The sequence below is a fragment of the Acetobacter sp. genome, assembly GCF_022483985.1.
Taxonomy (GTDB): domain Bacteria; phylum Pseudomonadota; class Alphaproteobacteria; order Acetobacterales; family Acetobacteraceae; genus Acetobacter.
Genome location: NZ_JAKVME010000003.1, coordinates 458,162 through 481,897 on the forward strand (window position 1 = coordinate 458,162; position 23,736 = coordinate 481,897).

Annotated in this window: 18 protein-coding genes; 9 read left to right on the forward strand and 9 right to left on the reverse strand. The window is 54.7% G+C overall.

Going from position 1 to position 23,736, the window contains the following annotated elements; genetic code table 11:
- Nucleotides 1–19: 19 nt before the first annotated feature.
- Both LKE90_RS16195 and LKE90_RS16200 read right to left on the reverse strand, forming a co-directional pair.
- A complete protein-coding gene (locus LKE90_RS16195; protein WP_291494596.1) occupies nt 20–2,173 on the reverse strand; it encodes a catalase in 2,154 nt (717 codons plus the stop codon).
- A 125-nt stretch (nt 2,174–2,298) separates the two neighbouring features.
- Nucleotides 2,299–3,081 (reverse strand): glycosyltransferase family 25 protein, encoded by a 783-nt coding sequence (locus LKE90_RS16200; protein WP_291494595.1) that lies wholly within the window; start codon nt 3,079–3,081, stop codon nt 2,299–2,301.
- Nucleotides 3,082–3,384: 303 nt separating this feature from the next.
- Here LKE90_RS16200 and LKE90_RS16205 point away from each other — a divergent pair, with 303 nt between their 5' ends.
- Nucleotides 3,385–4,755, forward strand: coding sequence for an NAD-dependent succinate-semialdehyde dehydrogenase (locus LKE90_RS16205; protein WP_291494594.1), 1,371 nt, complete (start codon nt 3,385–3,387; stop codon nt 4,753–4,755).
- Between the two features lie 71 nt (nt 4,756–4,826).
- Here the strand turns inward: LKE90_RS16205 and LKE90_RS16210 are convergent, their stop codons facing one another.
- Both LKE90_RS16210 and LKE90_RS16215 read right to left on the reverse strand, forming a co-directional pair.
- Nucleotides 4,827–5,015 carry a hypothetical protein gene (locus LKE90_RS16210; protein WP_291494593.1) on the reverse strand — a complete coding sequence of 63 codons (189 nt, stop codon included), beginning with the start codon at nt 5,013–5,015 and terminating at the stop codon, nt 4,827–4,829.
- A gap of 198 nt (nt 5,016–5,213) precedes the next feature.
- Entirely contained in the window at nt 5,214–5,714 is a 501-nt protein-coding gene (locus LKE90_RS16215) for a DUF721 domain-containing protein (RefSeq protein ID WP_291494592.1), read from the reverse strand.
- An 11-nt stretch (nt 5,715–5,725) separates the two neighbouring features.
- Here LKE90_RS16215 and mutY point away from each other — a divergent pair, with 11 nt between their 5' ends.
- The 4 genes from mutY (at nt 5,726) to LKE90_RS16235 (ending at nt 10,909) form a co-directional block, all read left to right on the forward strand.
- The gene (gene mutY, locus LKE90_RS16220) at nt 5,726–6,811 is read left to right on the forward strand and encodes an A/G-specific adenine glycosylase (protein WP_291494591.1); all 1,086 of its coding nucleotides are present in this window, start codon (nt 5,726–5,728) and stop codon (nt 6,809–6,811) included.
- A 48-nt stretch (nt 6,812–6,859) separates the two neighbouring features.
- A complete protein-coding gene (locus LKE90_RS16225; protein WP_291494590.1) occupies nt 6,860–7,492 on the forward strand; it encodes a hypothetical protein in 633 nt (210 codons plus the stop codon).
- 143 nt (nt 7,493–7,635) lie between these two features.
- Nucleotides 7,636–8,676 (forward strand): ferrochelatase, encoded by a 1,041-nt coding sequence (gene hemH / locus LKE90_RS16230; protein WP_291494589.1) that lies wholly within the window; start codon nt 7,636–7,638, stop codon nt 8,674–8,676.
- A gap of 454 nt (nt 8,677–9,130) precedes the next feature.
- On the forward strand, nt 9,131–10,909 hold the full coding sequence (locus tag LKE90_RS16235; RefSeq protein ID WP_291494588.1) for a hypothetical protein: 1,779 nt from the start codon (nt 9,131–9,133) through the stop codon (nt 10,907–10,909).
- Between the two features lie 170 nt (nt 10,910–11,079).
- On the opposite strand, the gene LKE90_RS16240 is transcribed toward LKE90_RS16235, so the two are convergent.
- Nucleotides 11,080–12,330: a hypothetical protein gene (locus LKE90_RS16240; protein WP_291494587.1), complete on the reverse strand. Its 1,251-nt coding sequence runs from the start codon at nt 12,328–12,330 to the stop codon at nt 11,080–11,082.
- A gap of 301 nt (nt 12,331–12,631) precedes the next feature.
- Between LKE90_RS16240 and LKE90_RS16245 the strand changes: the two genes are divergently transcribed.
- Entirely contained in the window at nt 12,632–12,988 is a 357-nt protein-coding gene (locus LKE90_RS16245; RefSeq protein ID WP_407066113.1) for a transposase, read from the forward strand.
- A 320-nt stretch (nt 12,989–13,308) separates the two neighbouring features.
- On the opposite strand, the gene LKE90_RS16250 is transcribed toward LKE90_RS16245, so the two are convergent.
- The gene (locus LKE90_RS16250; RefSeq protein ID WP_291494586.1) at nt 13,309–14,655 is read right to left on the reverse strand and encodes a PQQ-dependent sugar dehydrogenase; all 1,347 of its coding nucleotides are present in this window, start codon (nt 14,653–14,655) and stop codon (nt 13,309–13,311) included.
- Nucleotides 14,656–14,759: 104 nt separating this feature from the next.
- Complete coding sequence (locus tag LKE90_RS16255) at nt 14,760–16,946, reverse strand: FUSC family protein (RefSeq protein WP_291494585.1); 2,187 nt, start codon at nt 16,944–16,946, stop codon at nt 14,760–14,762.
- 239 nt (nt 16,947–17,185) lie between these two features.
- On the opposite strand from LKE90_RS16255, the gene LKE90_RS16260 reads away from it, so the two are divergent.
- Nucleotides 17,186–17,527: a YidB family protein gene (locus tag LKE90_RS16260; protein WP_291494584.1), complete on the forward strand. Its 342-nt coding sequence runs from the start codon at nt 17,186–17,188 to the stop codon at nt 17,525–17,527.
- Between the two features lie 30 nt (nt 17,528–17,557).
- Nucleotides 17,558–18,070 carry a hypothetical protein gene (locus LKE90_RS16265; RefSeq protein ID WP_291494583.1) on the forward strand — a complete coding sequence of 171 codons (513 nt, stop codon included), beginning with the start codon at nt 17,558–17,560 and terminating at the stop codon, nt 18,068–18,070.
- Nucleotides 18,071–18,316: 246 nt separating this feature from the next.
- Here the strand turns inward: LKE90_RS16265 and LKE90_RS16270 are convergent, their stop codons facing one another.
- A complete protein-coding gene (locus LKE90_RS16270) occupies nt 18,317–19,108 on the reverse strand; it encodes a nuclease-related domain-containing protein (RefSeq protein ID WP_291494582.1) in 792 nt (263 codons plus the stop codon).
- Nucleotides 19,109–19,349: 241 nt separating this feature from the next.
- Complete coding sequence (locus LKE90_RS16275; protein ID WP_291494581.1) at nt 19,350–20,867, reverse strand: replicative DNA helicase; 1,518 nt, start codon at nt 20,865–20,867, stop codon at nt 19,350–19,352.
- Between the two features lie 587 nt (nt 20,868–21,454).
- Between LKE90_RS16275 and LKE90_RS16280 the strand changes: the two genes are divergently transcribed.
- On the forward strand, nt 21,455–23,650 hold the full coding sequence (locus LKE90_RS16280) for a TonB-dependent receptor (protein WP_407066114.1): 2,196 nt from the start codon (nt 21,455–21,457) through the stop codon (nt 23,648–23,650).
- The last annotated feature ends 86 nt before the right edge of the window (nt 23,651–23,736 follow it).

Below are 23,736 nucleotides of genomic sequence, written 5' to 3' on the forward strand. Positions count from 1 at the left end.
CGGAAAAAGATAGTATCCTTCAGGCAAGATCACGCACTTTCGGTTCACGTGACCAGTGCCGTTTCACGCCGACTTTCTCGAATTCGTCGAGTGGAATGACCCCATCGTCCTTCTCTACTCCTGCCCGGTCAAGGATGATCTGCGTGCCTTTGCAGTGTGCGATCGTCTTGCAGTGGGTATAGGCATCCATGAACCATTGCACTGCTGCGGAATCATAGGTCAGTTTTCTGGCCTGATCCGGCATCAGGATGGAGATGATCGCGTCGTAGAGCACCGACGGTGATCCGGCGAGCTGCCCATCAGCCTGAAGTGTGCCTCCCTTGACCGGGAGACCTCCAACCTTGGGAGCGATAAGAACTGCTGTTCCGCCCTGTCCTTCGATCAGAGTCTTGAATTTCCTGATTTCGTGTAAATCTGACCCTTCCGCAAACAGAATTCCGATCTGGCGGCCTTGCAGAGTGCTCTTTGCCTGTTTCTGAATGGAAAGCGCATCGGAAATTTTCAGATCAACGGGTTCTTTTGCGGCTTTGGCCTTGACCGGGAGTTCCATGGCCAGACCTTTTGCAATCCGTTGGGCGAGAGACTCGTCAACATTGCGCAACTGCGCCACGACGCGTTCTCGAACATGTGGAATCTGAACCTTGGATAGCTCGAAGACAATGGCTGATGCCGTATGAGCCTGCTCGCTTTCCGTGAGGGAGCGGTAATACAGGCGCGGCTGGCTATAATGATCAGCGAAGGTCTCTGAACGTAAGCGAATCTTGCGGGTCGGGTCGTTGTCTTCAGCATTTTCCTCGAAAGTTTTGAACCCTGTTGCCGGACAGGCTCTAGGACCACCGTTTTCTCCAGCCTCAGCAAGGCTGTTTGGCTCGTAATTGGCGCGACCGACGGGGACGAGCGTCTGCATCATGCCGTCACGCTGGAAGTTGCTGAACGGGCATTTGGGTGCGTTGATCGGAATCTGGTGAAAGTTGGTTGTTCCCAGACGGGATTTCTGTGTGTCGAGATAGGAAAACAGGCGCCCCTGCAACAGGGGATCGTTGGAGAAATCTATGCCGGGAATGATATTGCTTGGTAGAAACGCGACCTGTTCGGTTTCTGCAAAGAAATTGTCCACGTTCCGGTTGAGCGTCATACGGCCAACGATCTCGACGGGAATATCTTCTTCCGGAATCAGTTTTGTGGCGTCCAGCACGTCATAGGGCTGCCTGGCGGCCCAGTCAGCATCAAACACCTGTATGCCGAGATCCCATGCCGGAAAATCGCCCCGGACGATTGCTTCAAACAGATCCTGACGATGAAAATCGGGGTTGGCGCCAGCGATTTTTACTGCCTCATCCCATGTTGTCGATTCAATGCCCAGAACAGGCTTCCAGTGAAACTTTACGAATTTTCCTTCGCCCTTTGCGTTCACAAGCCGGAAAGTGTGGACGCCGAACCCTTCAATCATGCGGAGCGAGCGGGGGATGCCGCGATCGGACATGGCCCACATGACCGTGTGCAGTGATTCCGGCATCAGGCTGACGAAATCCCAGAACGTATCATGGGCGGAGGCGGCCTGCGGATAGCCTCGATCAGCCTCCATCTTCACGCTGTGGACAAGGTCAGGAAATTTTATCGCGTCCTGAATGAAGAAGACCGGAATATTGTTGCCGACCAGATCCCAGTTGCCGCTGTCAGTATAGAATTTGACGGCAAAGCCCCGGACGTCGCGAGGGGTATCCACGGAGCCCGCACCACCGGCCACCGTGGAGATGCGCGTGAAGACCGGGCAGGTCGTGCCGACCTTCTGAAAGATCGACGCTTTCGTCAGTTCAGGGATGGCTCTGGTGCATTCAAATACACCATGCGCGCCCGAACCTCTGGCATGCACGATGCGCTCGGGAATCCGTTCATGGTCGAAATGGAAAATCTTTTCGCGGAGAATGAAATCTTCCAGCAGGGTTGGCCCGCGCCTGCCCGCCTTGAGCGAATTTTCATTATCCGAAATCCGGTGACCGAAATTGTCGGTCAGATGGGCGACACCATCAGAGTGGTCTCCATCATGCGCGATGGTCTGGTGAAGTTCGCCGCCCGGAGCAACGGTATCTTTTGTTTTGACGAGCCCGGCGCCAGGAGCATGGTCATGCAATCCGTTATCGACGCTGGGGCTAGGATTTTTGTCCTTCGGCATGAGTGCCTCCATCGGATCTCGAAAGAAAAGCGACAACCACATCCCGTTCCGGCAGGCAGAACAGAGATGGCCATATGAATGCTTTTCCAACGAGTGATGCGATAAAGGGTTCCGCGCTTTATATTTCAGACAAACACGTTGTTAGAAATAGAGTGGGCGTTGCGTGTGAAGGACGAGTTCGCCCAGTCATTTAAAGGTGTGGCCAGAAAAGGGAAGCCCAGAAGAAAAGTCATCCTTTGCGTGTGTCGGTTCAGTTCGACATCAAGCCCACTGTTGGACCAGATGACAGGATGTGACTCCAGTCCCAGCCCGGCTTGCAGATAACGCACGCTGGCAGGCTGGTTTCCGATCGGCAACAGGTCTCTGAGCAGCATCCCGGCGGCCTGCGGCGTGACCGTATAGGCGCACAGACCTGAAAATCCGCTCAATCGGAGGAGGTGGAGCGATTCCGGCGGTGTCTCGATATCCATCTGATGGGAGGAAATCTGTCTGTCGAAAAGCAGCGTGGCCTCGGGCATGCCCGCGCCGGGGATCATGCGGATGGGCCAGTCGGTGTTGACTCCCCATGCGATGAAGTCGAACTGCTTCTGCTGTTCCATCAACCTCTGGGTCAGACTGTCAAATCTGTGATGCAGAATGACATCATCCTCCAGCACCGTCACGGGACGGTTGCTGCTGACGGCGTGCCGCCAGAGTGTCAGATGAGACATCAGAACGCCGAGAGCTGGCTCCACATAGCGGTTTTCGACCGCGATGATCCCGTCTGCCACCAGATCGGTCCGGGAAAGCGCATAGCCGTCGATGGCTTTGAAGATTTCGATATGCCGCATGTGAGGATTGTTGCGGAAAAAGGCGTCCCTGCGGTCAGCTCGGCGTTCGAGATTGATGACGAATGTCTGTGGCTTCATCTCAGGTTGGCACCGGTTCCGGGGAATGGAGCGCCCGGAAAAATGAGAAGGGAATGTGTTTTCGTTAATATGGGGAAGTTAATTTATCCTTTTCGATATTGAAAAACCTGTTGTTTTAAGGTGAGGAAATGAGTTTCTTCGATCGCTTCCGGTGATGTGGCTGATATGAAATCGAAACGAACTGGAACAAAAGCCACTCCCATCCTCTTTTCGTTTTGAAAAAATCGTTGGAGTATGCCGTGACACACCCGCTTCCGGCTCGGGTAAGGACTGCAATCCGGACATCAGAGAGGAGAGATCGTCATGTCTGCCTACAAGACACTCAACCCGACCACGGGCAAGGTCGAGAAGACTTTTGACGAGCATACTGACGCCGAGATGATCGCCAGGCTGGAAAAAGCTCATGGCCTGTGGAAGGATGACTGGCGTCACCGTTCTTTCGAAGAGCGCCGGAAGATCGTCAAGGCCGCTGCGGAAGCCCTGCGCCGCGACAAGGAAAAGCACGCGGCCCTGATCGCCACGGAGATGGGCAAGTCCATCGGTGAATCCATTGGCGAGATAGAGTTTTCCGCCGATATTCTCGACTACTACGCGGATAATGCCCAGAGAATCCTTGCTCCCAAGGATATCAAGACATCCTGTAGCAAGGCGCAGGTCATCAGCCAGTCTCTTGGGGTGATCTATTGCGTGGAGCCATGGAATTACCCGTATTACCAGCTTGCCCGCGTGGCTGCGCCAAACCTCATGGCGGGCAACACGGTTCTGGTGAAGCATGCGCCGACCGTGCCGCAGTGCGCGCTGGCGTTCGAACAGCTGTTTATCGACGCAGGCGCTCCGGAGGGTGCTTACAGCAACCTGTTCATCAGCAACGACCAGTCGGAAAAGCTGATCGCACGCCCGGAAGTCTGCGGCGTGGCCCTGACAGGTAGCGAGCGTGCAGGCAGCGCCGTGGCGTCGCAGGCAGGCAAGGCCCTGAAGAAGAGCACCATGGAGCTCGGCGGCACGGATGCGTTCATCGTGCTGGAGGACGCGGATCTGGATCTGACCGTCCAGAACGCCATCTTCGGCCGCTTTGAGAACAACGGACAGGTCTGCACCGCCGCAAAGCGCATGATCGTTCATGAGAGCATCGCGGACGAATTTACAGAGCGTCTGAAGGCTGCGGTCAGTGAGTTCCGTTATGGTGACCCGCTGGACAAGGAGAGCACGCACGGTCCGATGAGCAGCGAAAACGCGATGAATCTTGTGCTGGAACAGGTCGATATCGCCGTCAAAGGCGGTGCGAAGCTGCTGACGGGCGGCGTGCGCCTCAACCGGGAAGGCTTCTTCATTCAGGCAGGCATCCTGACCGATATCACGAAGGACAATCCGATCTTCTATAAGGAGATCTTTGGCCCGATCGCTTCGATCTACCGTGTGCGTGATGAGGAAGAGGCCATTGCTCTGGCCAATGACTCGCCGTTCGGGCTGGGTGGTTCGGTCTACACGAAGGACACCGAGCGGGGCTGGCGTGTCGCCGAACGCATCGAAACCGGTATGGTGTTCATCAATGCGATGAGTGGCGGCGGCCCGGAGATGCCGTTCGGCGGCATCAAGAATTCCGGTTATGGCCGGGAGTTGTCGGAATTCGGTATCGAGGAGTTCATCAACCGCAAGCTGGTCTGCATTCCATAAGCAGCGTGCGGGACGATACTGGTACAACGGACAGGGGTCGAAAGACCCCTGTTTTCGTCAGGGCCAGCGGTTCAGTCCACTGGAGAAAGCGATGTGTCAGCCTGTGTTTCCACGGCCTTGACCAGCTCCGGGTTGGTGCGGCGCAGCAGGCTGGCGCGCAGCATGATGGCGGTGTCCCGTGCCGATGACTGTCGCCAGCGGATGAGGAAATCACGATCGGCCTGCAGGTCCGCTTCGTGTGCTTCGGGAAAGTCTTTCATAAACCTGGTGTCCGGGGTTTTCATAAGGTCCGCGATTCGTACCCGGAAGAAACGCCAGGTCATTCGTTCCGGGCTCTTCTCGCATGTCTCCATGATTTGAAAGTAAATTAACCGCACTTCGGCCCTGTGATTCTGTAATGCCAGAATCGTGTTTCTTTAATCGCGTCTCTTTCAGGGCGGTGTGCTGGAGCGTCCGGGCTATTTCCGGGTCGCGTTACGTTCGGCAAGACGCGTGCCTAGCGCTTCCAGAGCATCCCGGAGCGGTCCTTCCGGCATGTCATCGACAACGACAGGCGGCACATGGACCGCCGGGCGCCGCGCCGGACGACCGGATGTCTGGCTCGTGGGCTGGAAATCCTGCGTCATTTTGAGACGTTCAACGATCTTCTGGCCGCACCATGTGTTGATCCGGTCGATGAGGGCGGTCTGCATATGCTGGATTTCCATCGCCACAGGTCCACGGCAGGCAATGGTCAGCGTGCCTGCCGACAGCTTGCGTGGTTCGGTGCGTGTTCCGAGCGATTCTCCCACGATCTGCATCCAGTCGATGAACAGTGTCACGCTTGCGGGCGAGCGCTTGCGGAAGGCTTCCCGTGTCAGGTTGGGGATCATGCTGCCCAGATCGCGCGGCTTGAAGGAGCGACGTGGAGGCTCGGCTGTTCCTGTCTCGCTCTTGCGTGTCGGTCGTGCGGGTTTCATAAACTGGCTCCGTGATTCCCTCAGACTCAGATCTTCTCGCATGGTACGACCATAACCGCAGAACCCTTCCCTGGCGCGCCCTGCCGGGTGAGACGGCTGACCCCTACCATGTCTGGATCAGCGAGATCATGCTGCAACAGACGACAGTCGCCGCAGTCATTCCTTATTACCACAATTTTCTCGAACGCTTCCCCGATATCAGGGCGCTGGCGCGTGCTCCTCTGGATGAAGTGCTACAGGCATGGTCGGGTCTGGGCTACTATTCCCGCGCCCGCAATCTGCATCGCTGTGCGGAAGAGGTGGTTCATCTGGGGGAGTTTCCCCGGGATGTAGCTGGTTTACAGGCGTTACCGGGTATTGGCGCGTATACGGCGGCGGCCATAGCGGCGATTGCCTTCGGTGTGCCGGTTGTCCCTGTCGATGGGAATGTGGAACGGATTTCGGCGCGTATCTTCGCCATGCAGGAGCCGATGCCGGGTGCGCGGAAGCAGTTGGCGGCCAAAGCCGTGACTCTGAATGCCGGACCGCAGGCGCAGGCACGGGCATCGGACTTTGCACAGGCCCTGTTTGATCTTGGCGCCACGCTCTGTGTGCCGCGCTCTCCCGCCTGTGTGCTCTGTCCGTGGCGGAAGCCCTGCAAGGCGCGGAAGTTGGGCATACAAGCGGAGTTGCCGAAAAAATCACCCAAGGCCGAGCGCCCGACCCGTCATGGCGTGCATTTCCTGCTGATGGATGAAGCGGATCAGGTTCTGGTCAGACGGCGCCCGCCGCAGGGATTGTTGGGCGGGACGATAGAACTGCCGGGGCCGGAATGGCGGGAGAAGCCGTGGAGTGTGAAGGAAGTGGCGGAGGTCGCCCCTTTTGCTGATCGTGCTTCCGGGGGGCTTCGTGTTCCGCAATGGGAGTGCGCGGGGTCGGTCAGGCACGTCTTTACGCATTTTACATTGCTGATCGATGTGTATGCGGCGCGGGTGAGGAGTATGCCCAATCCTCGCGAGGAGGAAGGCTTTCCTGTCGCGCTTGAAAAGGTGGATGGACTTGCGCTTTCTTCGCTCATGCGGAAATGCGTGCAAACTGGTCTAAAAGGATCGGACTGACGATCGCGCTTCCCCGGCAGGGGAAGGAATCGCGGCAAGGAGAGAACTGTGGCGGAGACACCGCGTGCTGATGAAATCTGGCTTTACGACAGCTACGGTCGATTTCTGCATAACGATGCCCTTGATGACCGGATGGTGGCCCGTGCGCCCGCCGATCTGCCCAGCGGTCTGCCGGGTCTGATCTTCGGGATTGATCCCGCACGGAGTCACGATCCTTTCGTGTTGCTCAAGCGCGAAACACGTCCGATGCCTCTGCCGCAGATCGAACCGGTCATGGAGCAGGGCGTGGCGCTCGCCTTCCGGATTCTGGATAGTGACGGGCCTTATGCCGATGCACGGGGCGGTTTCATCGCCACCCGGCAGGATGGAAGTGTCGTGCTCGGGGCTCCTGACCGGGGGGAGGGGATTCTGTTTGCGCCAATGCCCTTCTACACCGCCAGAAGCCTGTTTCCCATCTCAGGCATGGAATTGACGGATCAGCATGGGCTTGTGGTGCCTGCGCCGCAGCCGCTTACGGGTCTGCGCGTGCAGATTGCCGGACGGCCCTATTCACTGGAGGTCGGAGGTGATCTGCTGGCCCGGATGGGTGAACTGTCACCGGGAGAAACGGTCTCTCTGGTGTTGCCTGCGACGGCGACGGAGCCTGAAACGACGGTTACGGCGACCCGAAAAACACAATGATCGTAAAGATCTGGAGACAGATGCCCCCGGAGGTGGTCTGTCTCCGTCTGCCAGAGCCCTTTCCCTGAACACGGGTTCAATGGAAGTGCTCTAACTGTCTTTCCTGTTCCGGCATCATGTCGGCTGTCTGCCCGGTGATATTCATGGCTTTCATTCACGTCGCATCCGAAAACGAAACCACCGCTCCGATGGGACGTGGGCGTATTGGCGTGCTGCTGACCAATCTCGGGACGCCGGATGACACCAACTTTGCTGCGGTACGGCGTTATCTTTCGGAATTTCTTTCCGATCAGCGTGTGATCGAAGCCAATCCCGCAATCTGGCAGCCGATATTGCAGGGAGTGGTTCTGACGGTCCGACCGGGACGGAGCGGCAAGGCTTACAGGCGGATCTGGAACGAGGAAAAAAATGAAAGTCCCCTGCGTACCTATACAAGAGAGCAGGCGGAGTTGCTGGCGGAGCGGTTTCAGGCGGAGGGTGTCAGGGTCGGTTGGGGGATGCGATATGGTTCGCCATCCGTGGCCGAGGCTGTAACGGAACTGGTGCGTGATGGATGTGACCGCATCCTTTTCATGCCTCTTTATCCACAGTACAGCGCGACGACGACGGCGACGGCGAATGATCAGCTATTCCGTTTCCTGATGACGGTAAGGCGGCAGCCAGCCATCCGCACTCTTCCTGCTTTTGCGGATGATCCTGTCTATATCAGGGCGCTTGCCGAGACGTTGCAGCTTTCCCTGTCGGGTCTGTCCGAGAAGCCGCAGATGATTGTTACGTCTTTTCATGGCTTGCCGAACGAGTATGTCGCCAAAGGTGACCCGTATCGCGAGGACTGTGAACGGACTGTGGTGGCGCTGCGTGATGTGCTCGGCATGTCCGATGAAGAGATGCCTCTGACCTTTCAGTCGCGTTTCGGCCCTGCGAAATGGCTGGAGCCTTATACCGCGCCATTTGTCGCGGCGTTGCCAGCGAAGGGAATTACACGCGTCGCCATTATCACACCGGGATTCATGGCGGACTGTATTGAAACGCTGGATGAACTTGGTAACGAATTGAGAGAGGAATTCATGGCGGCGGGCGGTCAGGAATTGACACTGGTTCCGTGCCTGAACGCCTGTCCGCAGGCCATTGATCTGTTGGAACATCTTGCGCGTTCCGAGTTGTCCGGTTGGATGAACGCCTGAAAATTTTCTCTGGCTACGGGGACCCTGTGTGTTGGTCGGGGTGTGTTTGGTCCCGTCCGTATGGCGGTGAATTTGCGCCGTGCTGTGGAGACAGGGCATCGTTGCTTTCTGGTGAACGCGATATCCATGCGGCTGCGCGGACACTGGTTTTGCCAATCAGGAAGGCAATGCTGTTTCTGGGAAGATCATCTTCTGATGATGTTCTGTTTTATTTTTTATAATATTCTATATTTTTCAAAGTAATAAAATAAATAAGGCAATTTATTCTGTATTTGTTCTTATTTTCCAGAGGATTTTAAGGATTTGTGCAGTGTTTGTTAACCAATTTTTCTTAACGTCAGGGCTCTGTCGCCGGGCAATTGTTCGGCTCCCGAAAGCCGCACCCATGATGTTGCATCTGTAGATGAAAAATGTGCTGATGCAATAAGATGGAGTGCTGATGGAATGTGAATTCATGAGCAACATCAGTCGTAATGCTTCTGGCGCACTCGAGAAAAACGCGAGTGAAGCTTGGATGGAGACAGATCAGTACGGACTGTTTTCATTTGACGATGTTCTACAGCAGGCGGATGAGTCTTCGGTATCACCGACACTCGGTGGTCTGCCGTCTTCATCCGGTGTCGAAAGGGAAAGTGATTTTCCTTTTTCTTCAACAGTGATCTCGGGAGCTGATGATCAGACTGTTACAGTCAGCCTGTCCATTTCCAGCGAAAATGCCGACCTGTCTACGTCAGCTTCTGATGATGTGCTGGTGTCAGGGAGTGGTAGCGATCTTCTGACGATCAGAGGAATGGCTTCGGATGTTCTGAATGCTCTTCGTGCAGTTACGGTTTCGGCTTCCAGAGAAATATCCTCTGCTGAAACGGTTGCCTATTCAGCCTCGATTTCCAATGACCATACTTCGAGCCTTTACAATGGAACCATAGTTGTTCTGCCAAGCGTCCTGTTCTCGCTTCACCGGGAAGCACAGGCGGTCAGCGACAGCTTCGCGATGCGTGACGAAAAAAAGATTGGGGAGTTGCAAACCGGATCCGCATTTCCTGATGCGGTGTTGCGGACAAATCTTTCTGATGTGACAGGTGCCGTGAGTTTACAGGAGTCTACGCATACAGAAGACAAGAATAAAAACTCTTTTGGTGATAGTCAGGAAAATTATCTCAGTTCTGATGTTTCTGATGTAATTTCTACGAAAACCGCTTCTGTTCAGAAAAATGATGTTCCAGTAGCTGTCTTCGCAGATCTTTCAAAACTTTCTGATGCATCAGGCTCCAGCGCTTCCGCAGTTCTGGGTGATGGTGTCACCACTTCTACGACTGACGATCAGGTGAGTGTAAAAAAAGTGCTCTCTGCCGCGGCCGTTGATACGGGCTCTTTAAGTGCAGCAGTGTTGCCGCAGGCTGGTTCTGGTGTTGCCTGGACTTCATCGACAATTTCCAGTTCGGATACTACGAATGCTGAAGATGCTGTAGCGACCGGCATCATTGCATCGGGAACAGAACAGAACAGTAGCCCGAGCCTGACTGTTTCATCAGATCAGGCTGTTACTCCGGCAGATAGAACCGAAACGGATGTGCTGAGTGCGGTGGACACAACCAGCACATCGAGTCAGACGGATAATTCATCTGTTTCCGTAACCAGTACTCTCTCGGGGGTGAATGATATTGTCGTCAACAACGGAGTGGTTGCTCTGGACGGCGGCACAAACACTGTCGTTTCTCAAAATCAGGGTGCGGTTTCGGTATGGAGTGCGTCTGGCAATACAACTTTCAATGATGCCGGCACAGGGAATGCGGTGTTTTACGTAACAGGCACAGGTACATTTGAGGTTCAGGATACAGGCTCCGGCAGTGCCACCCTGAAGGTCATGCAATTAGCCTCTTCAGATGCATCAGGAACAATTACAGGAGGGGCGAGACGTCTGGATGTGACGACGGGGTCTGGAGATGTCAGTATTGTGGCGGGTTCGGGAGGCCTTGATCTCTCGACGGCAGGTTCTGGCGCCTTACAGATCGATGTAACCAGAGGAGTGAATCACATTCTGATTACGGGTGATCAGACGGGTAATGTGACTGTTTCTGGTGCTGTTGTGAATGCAGATGCCAATTTTGGCATTACGGGTGTGGTATCAGAAAAGATTATCAATGGAAATTTTGTTGTTGGCTTGGCGGATGGGAATGCGGTGACATTCCTTGGTGCATCTGGAAGTGATAATATTACCCTATATCTTGCATAATAAAATTTTGTTTTTTATCGGATAGTAAATTAATTTTTTTAAATAGAATTCAAGAAATTTTATAGTTAATTGGTTCTAATGCTAATATATGAAAAGAATATTGATTCTGGCCACATAGAGGGTTTCAGCTGAAACTGTTTCAGCTGAAACCGCGCTTTGCGGAACGCGACTCAGGAAAGCTTGAAGCTGCTGGCCTGCAGTGAGCTGCTGTCATGAACATCGGAGAGCAGCAGCGTTGTATGGCTATCAATATGAAGTATTGTGCCGCCCGTAGCAGAATCTACGCTTGTGTTGCTCAGGATGGCCCCAAGATCGGCCTGAGTGAGACCGAAGCCGGACAGTCCAATGACATTACGGGCCGAGGCTGTGAAGTCCTTGATGACATCTGTAGCGCCTGCTGCGGTCTTGAAGATGTCAAAGGTATTTCCGGCACCGGTACCACCGGTCATCTGCATGCTGCTATAAGCCTTGAATGTGTCAGCGCCAGTGCCGCCTGCAGCAGTGAAGGCGCCAGTGTTACTCGCGGCGCTGATGAAAGTCAGCGCGCCGCTGCCCTGCTGGGTGACTGACTGGTTTCCTTGGCCGCCTGTAACGGTGGAACCTGTTCCCCATACGTTGACGATGAGCTTTGCGCTGGCATCCATATTGCCGAAAGAGGCATAAACAGACTGGCCGTGAATATAGTTTGTGCCCTGAATTGAGCCGGTAACGTAAAAGCTGCCGTAACCGGCTGATGCGAAATCACCGTTATCGTCTATGGACCAGTTGACCTGAGAGTCTTTCAATGCGCCGACAGTCGTGCCGGTACCGTCCGTCGTCAGGCTGCTACTGGTTAAGGTAACAATCGAACTGTTACGCCCCAGTGTGATATCGGAGCCGGAAATTGTATTTGCGATTGTCTTGATGCCTGCATTGATCGTTCCATTACTGAACGTGTCAAAAACAGAATCGGAACCTGTCGTGATGGTGCTGTTGGAGGATTGTATGAACTGAGATTTCGCTCCTGCTACAATGGTAGCACCATTGGCATTGAGGAAGCTGGTATAAGCTCCGGTAGTAAGATTGCCGGTAGCATCGATGAATGTGTTTTTAATAGAACCTGAGGCGTTTACCGTCCCAGAAAAGTCTATAATTGTATTATAATTTCCGGAAATTGTCAGATTGCTGTCTGCTGTGGATGAAGCGTAGTTGATTGTACTGTTCGATCCTTTGATAGCTATATCGATTTTGCCAAATATAAAAGCTGAATTATTGAACCAGACAGTTAGATCGGCGGCGCTGCTGCCGATATTCTGAACAATGTAGCTTTGACCTGATGTAAGATTCGTCGATGTATTTTCATCATCGAACAGAATTGTCTTGTAGGCATTGCCTGAAGCATTCGAGACCATTGTAACCTCGTAATCCTGTTTGTTGTTCATTTTTTGATCTACGCAACCACTTTGCCATAAGGATGCCAAAAGGTAAACAATAAACAAAAAGTGAAAAGTAAATTGATGTTATTAACCATTCAATAACATTTCAAATGATTGTGTTTTTGTTTTGGTAAGTTTCGCTGTTCTGACAAAAAATAATTATCATTATTAAACAGTGTGATAATAGGGTAACCGTTAATTGTCGTTAATTTTTACGGAATGGAAGAACTGAAAGAGTGTTGTTTAGGGTCTGTGGGGATTCACCTGATGCTTGATTTATGATTCAAGCTTTGGCTGGAACCACTTTATGCTGACAGACGCCCAATGGGCCCTGATTGACCCCTATTGCCTTGGCAAACCTGCTGATCCGGGACGGAGCAGTCGGGACAACCGTCTTGTCATGGAAGCGGTGCTGTGGATTGTCCGAACGGGAAGTATATGGTGTGATCTGCCTGCCCTGTTCGGCAACTGGAGCACGGCCTTTCGTCGCTTCAGTGACTGGAGGAATGCCAATGTTTTCAAACGGATTTTCGATGCTCTTTCCGGTGATCCGGACATGGAATACGCTATGGCTGATACAACGATCGTAAAGATTCATCGTCATGGTCAAGGCGTAAAAGGGGGACTCAGAGTCAGGCCACAGGCCGCTCGAAAGGCGGCATGATGACGAAGATTCTCACGCTGACGGGTGTTTGTACTTGAATAAATCCATGAAGCACATAATTTATAAAAATATTTTATCATTAAAAGATATTTTGATATAGACTATCGAATTTAGTCTGTTTCGTTCTGAAACTGAATGGCTGAGTCTATGCATGCTTTTTAGACGCGGCATTTATAACGGCAAGCCTATTGCCGGAAGTCATTATTTCCTGAAAACCGCATATCTATATAATATTTCGCAACACCAATTGAAAATTTCACGGCCTGAGCTTCGGCAGGGTGTCGGACTCACAACAGACCAAACACCCTGCGGAACGGCCCTTACTGGGCCGATGCTGCTGCTACACGCCAGATCGTATTGCCGACATCATCAGCCACCAGCAGTGCGCCGCCCCTGTCCAGAGCAAGGCCAACAGGACGTCCATGCACATGCTCTTCATCGGCCGTGAGAAAGCCGGTCAGAACATCCTTTGGTGTACCAGAAGGTTTTCCATCTGCAAAAGGTACATAGATCACCCTGTAACCACTCTTGGGCCGCCGGTTCCATGAGCCGTGCTGGGCAATGAACAGGCCGCTGCGCCAGTCGGTCGGCAAAGCCTGTGCGTCCATTGAAAACGAAAGGCCAAGAGACGCGGTATGCGGACCGATCGCATAATCAGGTACGACTGCCTGCGTGACCAGTGTGGGATTTTCGGGTTGCACACGGACATCGACGTTCTGGCCATAATAACTGTAGGGCCAGCCGTAGAACGCGCCTTCCTTTACGCTCGTGACGTAGTCCGGCACCAGATCGCTGCCGATCTCGTCCCGCTCATTCACAGCAACCCAGAGAGCCCCTGTCTGCGGTTCCCATGCTAGTCCGTTGGGGTTGCGCAGGCCCGTGGCGTAAGCTGTCAGGGTGCGGCTCGCAAGATCCAGACGCAGAATACGCGCCCGATCCTTTTCCACCTCCATGCCATTTTCCGCAACATTGCTGTTGGACCCGACTGTTATGAACAGGGACTGTCCATCGGGAGCAGCAAGGATGTTCTTGGTCCAGTGGTGATTATAGCCCGATGGAAGATCGACGATTTTCTCGCCCGGCGCGCTAATATGTGTTTCGCCCTCGTGATAGGGGAAACGCACGATCGCATCAGCATTGGCGACATAGAGATCGTCCCCGATCAGAGCCATTCCGAACGGAGAGTGGAGATGTTCAAGAAACACCTCGCGTATATCGGCCTGCCCCGTCTGTCTGGAGTCCCTCAGCAACATGATCCTGTCGGGACTTTTGCCGCCTGCTCCGGCCTTTTTCATGAAAAAGCTGGCAAATACGCTTTTGAAAGAGCGTGCATCTGTGCCCGGTGACTCGGACTCCGCCACCAGTATGTCGCCGTTGGGCAATTTGTACAGCCAGCGGGGATGGTCCAGCCCGGTTGCATACGCTGTGACCGTCAGTCCGGCTGCCGCCACAGGGTGAGCGCTGTCCTGCCATCCGATGGGTGAGGCGACATTGATCGTGGGAACCAGTCTGGAGACGGGAGCGGGGAGTGTCGGTCGGGGCCCGGAGCCTTCCGCCACGGGCAGCGTCGCATGCTCACCTTGCAGAACGGTTTCCCAGAGGCCGCCCCCGATGAGGATGATGGCGACCGCGCCGCCAAGCCCGTAAATCCAGGTCTTTCGTGACATACTCTTTTCCTTTTTGCGCCAGACCGCGCTGGTATCAGACAGTTTCAACGCCCGGGAAAAGAGGATGTTTTACGAAGAAAGATAATTTTGATGGAAAGCGAAGCTTACACCTTGAAGCGCTTGGAGGCGTCGAGAAAGACATGATTGGCGTCCAGCTCATGTGAGACGACGATCAGATAGGCGATGGCGCGGGTCAGTTCGATACGGATGGTGATGTTTTCTTCCCGTGCCTCGATCTGGCGCAGGATGGCTGTGGCGCGACGGGCGGTGGTGGAGGCGCGGTCATATTTGCCGGTGAACTGGCTCATCCGGTTCAGCGTCGCCTGCACGGCCTGTCGGGCCTGTGGCGGCAACAGGTTGCGGGCCTGAACATTGCGGAGGCGGATGATGTTGAGACCGATGGTCATGGCGGCCAGAGTGCCCTGCAGGTAGCCCTCGATGGTGGGAGAGGGCGTGGGACCGGCATGCCGGATGACGCGCGCGAATCGGTCGATGTTGCGTCCGGTCCAGTCCTGTGTCTGCGGAATGGGTTTTGCAGCGGCCAGCGTACGCAAATCCTGCAGCATGGTCCGGCGCATTCTCCAGCGTTCGTCGGCTGCATTGAAAGGCAGCACGAGACGGAAGATCGCCACGGCGAAGGCGACGCCCAGCAGAATGGCGCCCGTCGAGTTGAACCAGCCGATCTCGTTCCAGCGGCCCTGATTCCACGTATGCACGAAATTCGGGAGAAGCAGGGTATAGGCGGCGGCGTGAAGCGCCGTGGCGGTGTTGCGGGCTGCGAGACCGCCTGCCACGCTGGGAATGAACATGGCCGCGATCAGCGTCTCGTATTCCGACATGCGCGGCACGATCAGGAAGACAAGGAAGAACGAGACGACCGCGGCCCAGATGCTGCCCTTGAGAAAGTTGGATGTGGCGAGAACGGGATTTTCCCGTGTGGCGAACAGGCCGCAGACCAGTGTCACGAATGTCACAAACCCGAGTCCGGTCGGCCACGCCGTGATTTCCCAGAGCAGGGCGGACGCCAGAGTCGCGGCGGCGGCCCGCACGCCGTTATAGGCCGCCTCGCGCCAGTCACGATGTGACTGCAAACGGAAACGGAAATGATCGCCGGGAATGACGGTATGACTCGCCTTGAACTCCTTCAGGGCGATGTCGAGCTCCGCCAGAAGCTCATCCAGCGCGTTATGCAGGATGCGCTGATCCAGCAGGCCCGGAATACGGGGGTCCTTGGCCGTGCGGTCGCCGATGGCGATTTCTTCGGTCAGGGCGTCGACAATGCGCTGGCGACATTCGGCGCGCAGAAGCGACAGATCATGCCGGACCAGCTCGACATTCTCATCCGTATCGAGCCGGGGCGGTACGGTTTCCAGAAACGTGCGTGTGAGGAGAGCGGTGCGCTCGAAGACAGGCTGGGCCCGGTCCAGCGACTGGAGACGGACCGTCATGCCGAGGCCACGCGACAACAGAACGGATACGGCGGCGAGAGCAGCGCGGGCATGGTCGCCTTCATGGCCGTGCGGCCCCATCTCCACTTCACTGAATTCGATCTGATCGTTGATCGACAGCAGTGGGCCGAACAGGGTGCGCGACTTGATCAGGGCGGCCTGATTCCCTTCAAGCAGACTGGAGAGGGCTTCGGAAACACTCGTCAGGGCGGTGCGAAGCTTGGAGCGGATGTTGGAACGCGCCGTATCGGCCAGATTATGGGCGAAAAGACCGGCCAGAAGTGCCTCGCAGCCGATGCCGAGGATAATGTAGGTGGCGCGGGACATGGCCACCAGAAAGACGTTTTCCGGGTCATTGACGGCGCCTAGCGCGATGATGGCGGTCGTGTAGCCTGCCAGAACAAGGGCGTAGGACCGGAAATTATGGACCAGTGTGGCGAGCGCGCAGCACAGCCCGAGCCAGATGGCGAGTGCGGGAAAGAACAGCCACGGATATTGGGGGAACGCCGAGATCAGCGCGATGGACATGATCACGCCGATAGCGGTTCCGACGATACGCCATCGGGATTTGGACAGGCTTTCGCCGCGCGACCCCTGCGCCACGATCCAGACGGTCATGGGCGCCCATTGCGGGTCGTCCAGTTCCATCCACATCGCGATGATCAGTGACATCATCGCCGCGATGGTGGTGCGGACCGCGAATCCCAGCGCCGCGGGGGATGGGGCGTACAGCCAGCGTAAAGCGGTGTTACGCGACTCTCCCGGCTGCCTTATAGGGCGCAGATGGCTCAGGAAGGGCACACGCTTGATCAGAAAGAGTGGGATTCCGGGAAGCGCGGGCACGGTTTTGCCTGAAACAGAGAGCAGGGAGTCGGATCATGGATAACGAAACTTTGCCCCGTGTCTTGTAGGGCTGGCCGCATATCAGGCATTTCCCTCGCGAAATCCTGCTCAATATGAGGTTTGTGAGTATAACGCAGTTGTGATCTGTCGCCAATGCATGTGAAGTGGGGTAATCTTGCTGTGTGGCAGAGTTGCACTTCCAGCAGCGGTGTCTTCGTGCGGAACAGGGAGCCTACTCAATGAGTATTTTTGATAATCTTGTCGGCAAGGTGAGCAGCGCGTTAGGGGTGGACCTTCACGAAAAGCTGGCAGAGCAGATTCAGTCACTGCTTCAGCCGGAGATGATACAGACCCTGGTTGCCAAGGCAGATGAGGCCGGTCTGGGCGACAAGGTGCGCTCATGGATCGGCAAAGGAGACAACCTGCCGGTTTCCCCTGATGAAATCCGTAACATTCTGGGCAGCGCGCAAGTGCAGGCGCTGGTGTCAAAAACCGGTCTTCCGGCCGAGACCCTGCTGCCGGCGTTGAGTCACTTTCTTCCGCAGGCTGTTGATCAGAAGACACCGGAAGGCGAGGCCTGACAGGGGGGAAGACATTACGAGAGACATGGGATGACAGTCGGTGAAGGCATAACCCGGATAGATCTCTGGATTCTGGATCGGGTCTTCCAGCCGCTGGCGGACCGCCTGCCTGAGCGGCTCCCTGCCTTTGAAGCGGGGATGAGTCTTCTGTTCGGCTCTCTCATGCTGTCGGGAGCGGCAACCGCAGCGATGATCTTCCTGTTGGGCATGGACCCGTTCAGCGCCATGTTCGACATACTGATCTGGGTTCTCTGGGTGTCATTCTACCTTGGCGTAAACCGGGTCCGGTCGCTGGTCCGGCCCGGCTTCGTCAATCCCCTGAGGACCATGTTTCTCGGCCTGCGACCGATCTCCATGGTGTTTCTGGTCTATTCCGCCTGGCAGGGCTCAACTGTGGACGCGCATTACGCTCTGGCGGCATGGTTTAACACTCTGGCCAATGCGACCTTCACGATCGGGGTTTATCTGGCGTCGTGCAATGTCAGGCCTCCCGAGCAGCAGGCATCGGTCTGGCAAAGAGATTTCGCTGGAGCGCCTGATTAGGGCGGCCAGTCTGCGAAGACGGAAGCGTTTGTTTTCCGGCACCCCCGGCATTGAACAGAACGCAGAGGCTGGTTTTTCTGAAATGCAATACGGGGAAGGTCTTGCGGGACGCTGCCTGAGAAGGGCTGGGTAACGCCTGTCATGAATAAGGAATGTGGACGTTCATTCAAATGATATGATGCCTACCCCCGGCAATGACGCATCTTCACGCTCGGTATGGTCGTCCGGAGCGTTAATAGAGATGGATCACTCTGTCTGGAAAGAGCGCGCCTTAACAGCGCCGAGATGCTCGGCCTTGCAGCCCTCATTGGCCTTTGCCTGTCGTCTCAAACGGTTCCAGGCCAGATCGAGGTTGGTAAAATCAATATTGGGAGCGTTTTCTGGACGTTTCTGTAGTTCAGACTTCAGTCCGCGCAGGCGGATAACCTGCTTGTGGATGAACAGACTCGTTCGGGCATCACCTGCCAGCACGACACGGGAGAAGACATTCTTCTGTAGTCCTGAAACATACTGCACAACGCAGATATGGCGGTAATTCTGACGAAAGGGATTCTGAAAGAGGTAATACTTCCTGCTGCCGAACTTTCTGAAACTCTGTTTCCATCTGTCTGGGTTAGCTGTGCCCGAAATAAATCCTCCGTAGGTCTTGGTTTCAATGACGACGATGCCCCACTGCATTTTGACCAGATGGTCTATCTGCGTGAGTTCGCCCAGTTCGTCTCGGAGGTAAACATTGGAGAGGTAGGGACGCCCCAGCGCTTGCAGAACGCGGTTGACCCGTCTTTCTCCTTCCTGACCTTTTGCAATGGCCTGTTCATTTTCGAAGGCATCGGAGACTGCCGCGATGACGGCTTCCGCAGGAGGTTCGTCATCGCTGAGATCGGCGACAAGGTCTCCATCCGGTTCGGGAGGTGGCGGAGGCGGGTAGGCAGCCGGAGTCTTGGTGGAGGTAAATGTTTCTCTGTTTGCGGGTGGTCTTGCTGACGGCTTCGTCAGTAGTTTGTAGGCAATGAAGCCTGTCAGCAGGATAAATCCCACTTCTACAATCTGGTGAAAATATTGGAATATGATATAAATTAAGATTATTGATGCTATAAAAATCGGCATATATCACCAGAAAGATTATAATTTTCCGGTAAATATTATATTTTCAATGGATGGGCAACAAAGCGGGGGAGCGCGACGGAACAACTCATGGGGAACTGTTCCGTTCAGAAATGATCGTTACCTTAATACCGATAAAAAATACTCCCGCTTCTTTTGATGATTTTCCGCTCTTTTATCGTCCATAATCTTCATGCACCGTGTCCAAATCCGCAAAGCGCGTGTACTGGCCTTCGAAGTAAAGCTGTACGGTGCCTGTCGGTCCATGACGCTGCTTTTCAAGAATCAGTTCCGCCTTGTTGTGGACCAGTTCCATCTTGCGACCCCAGTCTTCAAGAGCGGCCTGATATTTATCAGACGAGTCATAAGCCGTTTCTTTCGGCTCACGCTGCTGAAGGTAATATTCGTCACGATAGACAAACATCACGGCGTCGGCGTCCTGCTCGATCGAGCCTGATTCACGCAGATCGGAGAGCATCGGACGCTTGTCCTCACGGCTTTCCACCTGACGGGAGAGCTGGGACAGGGCGATGACCGGCACTTCCAGTTCCTTGGCGATGGCTTTCAGGCCCTGCGTGATCATCGAGATTTCGAGCACGCGGTTGTCCGGTCGCGTGCCGACGGCGGGCCGCATGAGCTGGAGATAATCCACGACGACGAGGCTTAGCCCCTTGGTCCGTTTCAGACGACGGCAACGCGTCCGCATGGCGGAGAGGGAAATGGCGGGGGTGTCGTCGATCACCAGTGGAAGCTGGGTCAGTTCGCGGCTGACGCGCACAAACCGGTCGAACTCCTTCTGCCCGATATCGCCACGACGGATGCGCTCACCGGAGACCTCGGCCTGCTCGGAGAGAATACGTGTTGCGAGCTGTTCGGACGACATTTCGAGCGAGAAGATCGCGACGGCACCGTCCGGCTGCACGCCTTCGCCCTTGTCGCGGGCAGCGTTAAGCAGGGCGCGGGCGGCGGAGAAAGCGATCTTGGTGGCGAGCGCGGTCTTGCCCATGGCGGGACGGCCGGCGAGGATCAGCAGATCGGACGGATGCAGGCCGCCGGTCTTCTTGTCGAAGTCGCGCAGGCCGGAGGTAAGGCCGGACACATCGCCTTCGTTGCGAAAGGCTTTTTCGGCGGTTTCGATGGCGGAGGCGAGCGCCCGGTCGAAGCCGGTGAAGCCGCCATCCTGCCCCTTGTCGGTGGCCAGCCGGAAAAGCTGCTCCTCACCGGCGGCGATCTGGTCCTGCCCGTCAAGGTCATTGCTGCCAAAGGCGCTGTTGACGATCGTCTCGCCGATATCGATCAACTGACGCCGAATCCACGCGTCCTGAATCGCCCTGCCATAGTCGCCGGCGTTGATGATGCCGACCGTCGCCGTCAGCAGTCGGGCGAGGTAGGGAAGGCCGCCGACTTCATCCAGAATCCCGGAATTTTCCAGCGTGGCGCGGAGCGTGACCGGATCGGCCAGCATCCCGGCCTCGATGCGCTTGGCGATGGCGTCATAGATCGCGCCGTTCACCCTATTGGCGAAGTGGGCGCCGGTCAGGAAGTCCGAGACGCGGTCATAGGCCTTGTTGTTGGTCAGCAGCGCGCCAAGGAGCGCCTGTTCGGCGTCCACATTGGACGGCGGCTGACGCAGAGAGACGCCGAGGAGTGAGCCGTCAGCGGTCGGAGTGGGTGTGGTGGGAGAGTCGGTCATTGTCACCCGTCCTGTTTATCATTCATGGCCGGACGCGGACAGTCCTGACTTGCTGGCGGATAAGGCCGTGTGGTTTTTCAGACAACAGTGTGCGTGCTCCGATTGGATATCCATTTTTCCATAAGTGGGTAATTGGTGGAGTTGTGCCGCTAAATCGCTCTGGGTTTCAGGACGGAGCGAATAAGGCTGGTCGGCCTCAGTGAGGTTTTTTACAGCTTACGATAAAAGTTTTCCTGAATATATTTATGGAAATTTGAAATACACCTTCATGGCGAACTGTTGCAAAAAAGTATCAGTATGTTAAGGAATGCATTTCCTCTTGTTGCAAATAATTCGCAATATCGTTAGTTGGTGGGCTGTCGTCCTTGGATATTAAAGAGAGGCCACAGGTGAGTGATTTGATCCGCGCATATATGAAGCCGCTTTCCATGGTAGGAACTTTGTTGATTACAACTCAGGCTTACGGTTCGGATACGGGAGCGCATAAAGACGACAAGGGGCGCAAACGCTCTGGGAAATCACAGGACTCGACGGTTCCAGAAGCAGGAAAACTGACTAAAGTCGGAGCCGTGCTTGATGGCCGCGTCATGGCTCATGGTGATGAACAACTGACTGTGACCGGTCATGGTTTCAACACAATGCATGCGTCAGTTGGCCTCTCGCGTATGCCTCAGGATGTGATGCATACGCCTCAGAACATAAACGTGGTCCCTCAGGCTCTGATGCAGCAGCAGAATGTCAAATCGCTTGATGAGGCGCTCCGGAATGTACCTGGCGTGACGGCTTCGATTGGTGAAGGCGCGGGGGGCATGAACGGCGATCAGTTTCTGATCCGTGGTTTTCAGGCGCAGAACGATATCTACGAAGACGGGCTTCGTGATTTTGGTGTTTATTCAAGAGACTCTTTCAATTTCGAATCGGTGTCCGTGATAAAGGGACCTTCTTCTGAAGTTTTCGGAAACGGGACAACGGGCGGCGCCATCAACATGGTGACCAAGACGCCCGGTCTCGATAATCATTACCGGGCGGAATTCAATGGTGGCTCAGGCAGCTATTATCGAGGCACTCTGGATGTGAACCAGCGGCTCGACGCCACAACGGCCTTCCGAATTACCGGCATGGGCGATGAGCATAATATCGTAGGCCGTGATTATATCTATTCGCATCGTTGGGGTATTGCGCCGTCGATTGCGTTTGGTCTGGGGTCACGTGCGACACTGGTGTTGCAATACATGCACCAGCAGGAAAACTCTGTTCCCGATTTTGGCGTGCCTGTCGTGAAAAAGCCGGGATCTACAGTCGGAAAACCTATTACGGAATACGGTATCCGTCGGACGAACTGGTACGGCACTGACAGCGATCAGAATTCGACAAATGACAACATGGAAACAGCACGTTTCACCTACAAGGTTAACGACAACATCACGGTTTATAACGATTTGCGTGGCGGCGAATATTATCGGACTTTTGCTGCCTCCAAGGCGACCTGTGACGCCACCTGCGTCAATAACTACTTTCTGGGCGACCCTTCGGATGCACTGGTGGCCCGTTCAGGGCCATCTGGCGCCGGGAACGGAAAAGGAGGCGGAACATATTTCGCGCCATTGCCGTATCAGCAGAGAAGCTGGTCGGTACAGAACGTGGCGTCCGTGGTCGCCAATTTCAACACCAGTTTTCTAAAACATCAGCTTGTGGCTGGTTTCGATATCGAACGTGTGAATGACGTACGGGCCCAGTCGACCTATCTGAACCCCAAAGCCTATGCCAGTTTGGTCAATCCCAATCCACATGTCGGCAATTTGAATATGGTGTCCGGCGATGCCAATCCGGCCGGTCTGGTGGCGCTGGGATCGCTTGGTGCGAAAGCCGACAGCAGTGGTTATGGATTTGATACGGGCCTCTTCCTGTTCGATCAGATATGGTTCACAAAATGGTTGTCAATAAAAGGAGGTTTCCGGTGGGATCGGTGGCAGACAAGTTATAATCTCAAGGGTGGTGATGTCGCGACCAACCCTGACCAGCACTTTCATGATACGACCGGTGTTTTCAATCCTAATGTTAGCCTGATGCTTACACCTGATGATCATCAGATGTATTATTTCACATGGTCCAGTTCGACCACGCCGATGGGTATGTATGTTACCAATGGGTCGGTTCCGATCCGTCCCGGAACAAATTCTTTTGCCAGTCCTGAAAAATCCCAGCTTTATGAAGTGGGCGCGAAATACAGCCTGCTGAATGGTCGCATGGGTGTGACGGGCTCCCTGTTCCGTCTGGAAAAAGGAAATGCCCTGAATGCTGATCCTGTTACCGGAACTATTGAGGGTTCATCGGATCGTCAGAGGAATCAGGGACTGGAGCTTTCCGTCGGCGGTATCATTCTGCCGGGATGGAATATCTCTGCAACCTATGCTCTTTACGATAGTTCGACCACATATTCTGCAACGGCTGCCAATCGTGGCAAGAATATCCAGTATGTTCCGCATAATCAGGCGACGTTGTGGACAGCTTATGCCGCCTTCCCGAATACGCCTTACAATTTCACGGTCGGTGGTGGTGTGACATGGCGTCAGCGTGTGTGGCTTGATGCCGCTAACACATATCGTGTGCCATCAAATCTGGACTTCAGCGCGATGGTCTCGCACCGCTTTGATCAGCATTGGAAACTATCAATGAATGGTTATAATCTTGCCAACCGTCTGAATTACCAGAGTCTTTTCTCCAACCGTGCCACGCCTGCGGCTGGGCGGATGTTCATGGGTGAAGTCAGCTTCGCTTACTGAAAACTTTACGGCGAAGTCTTCAGGACGATGGAACGCATGAGGGTTCCGGTCGTCCTGAAATGTCCTTCTGCTTCTGTCCATGATAA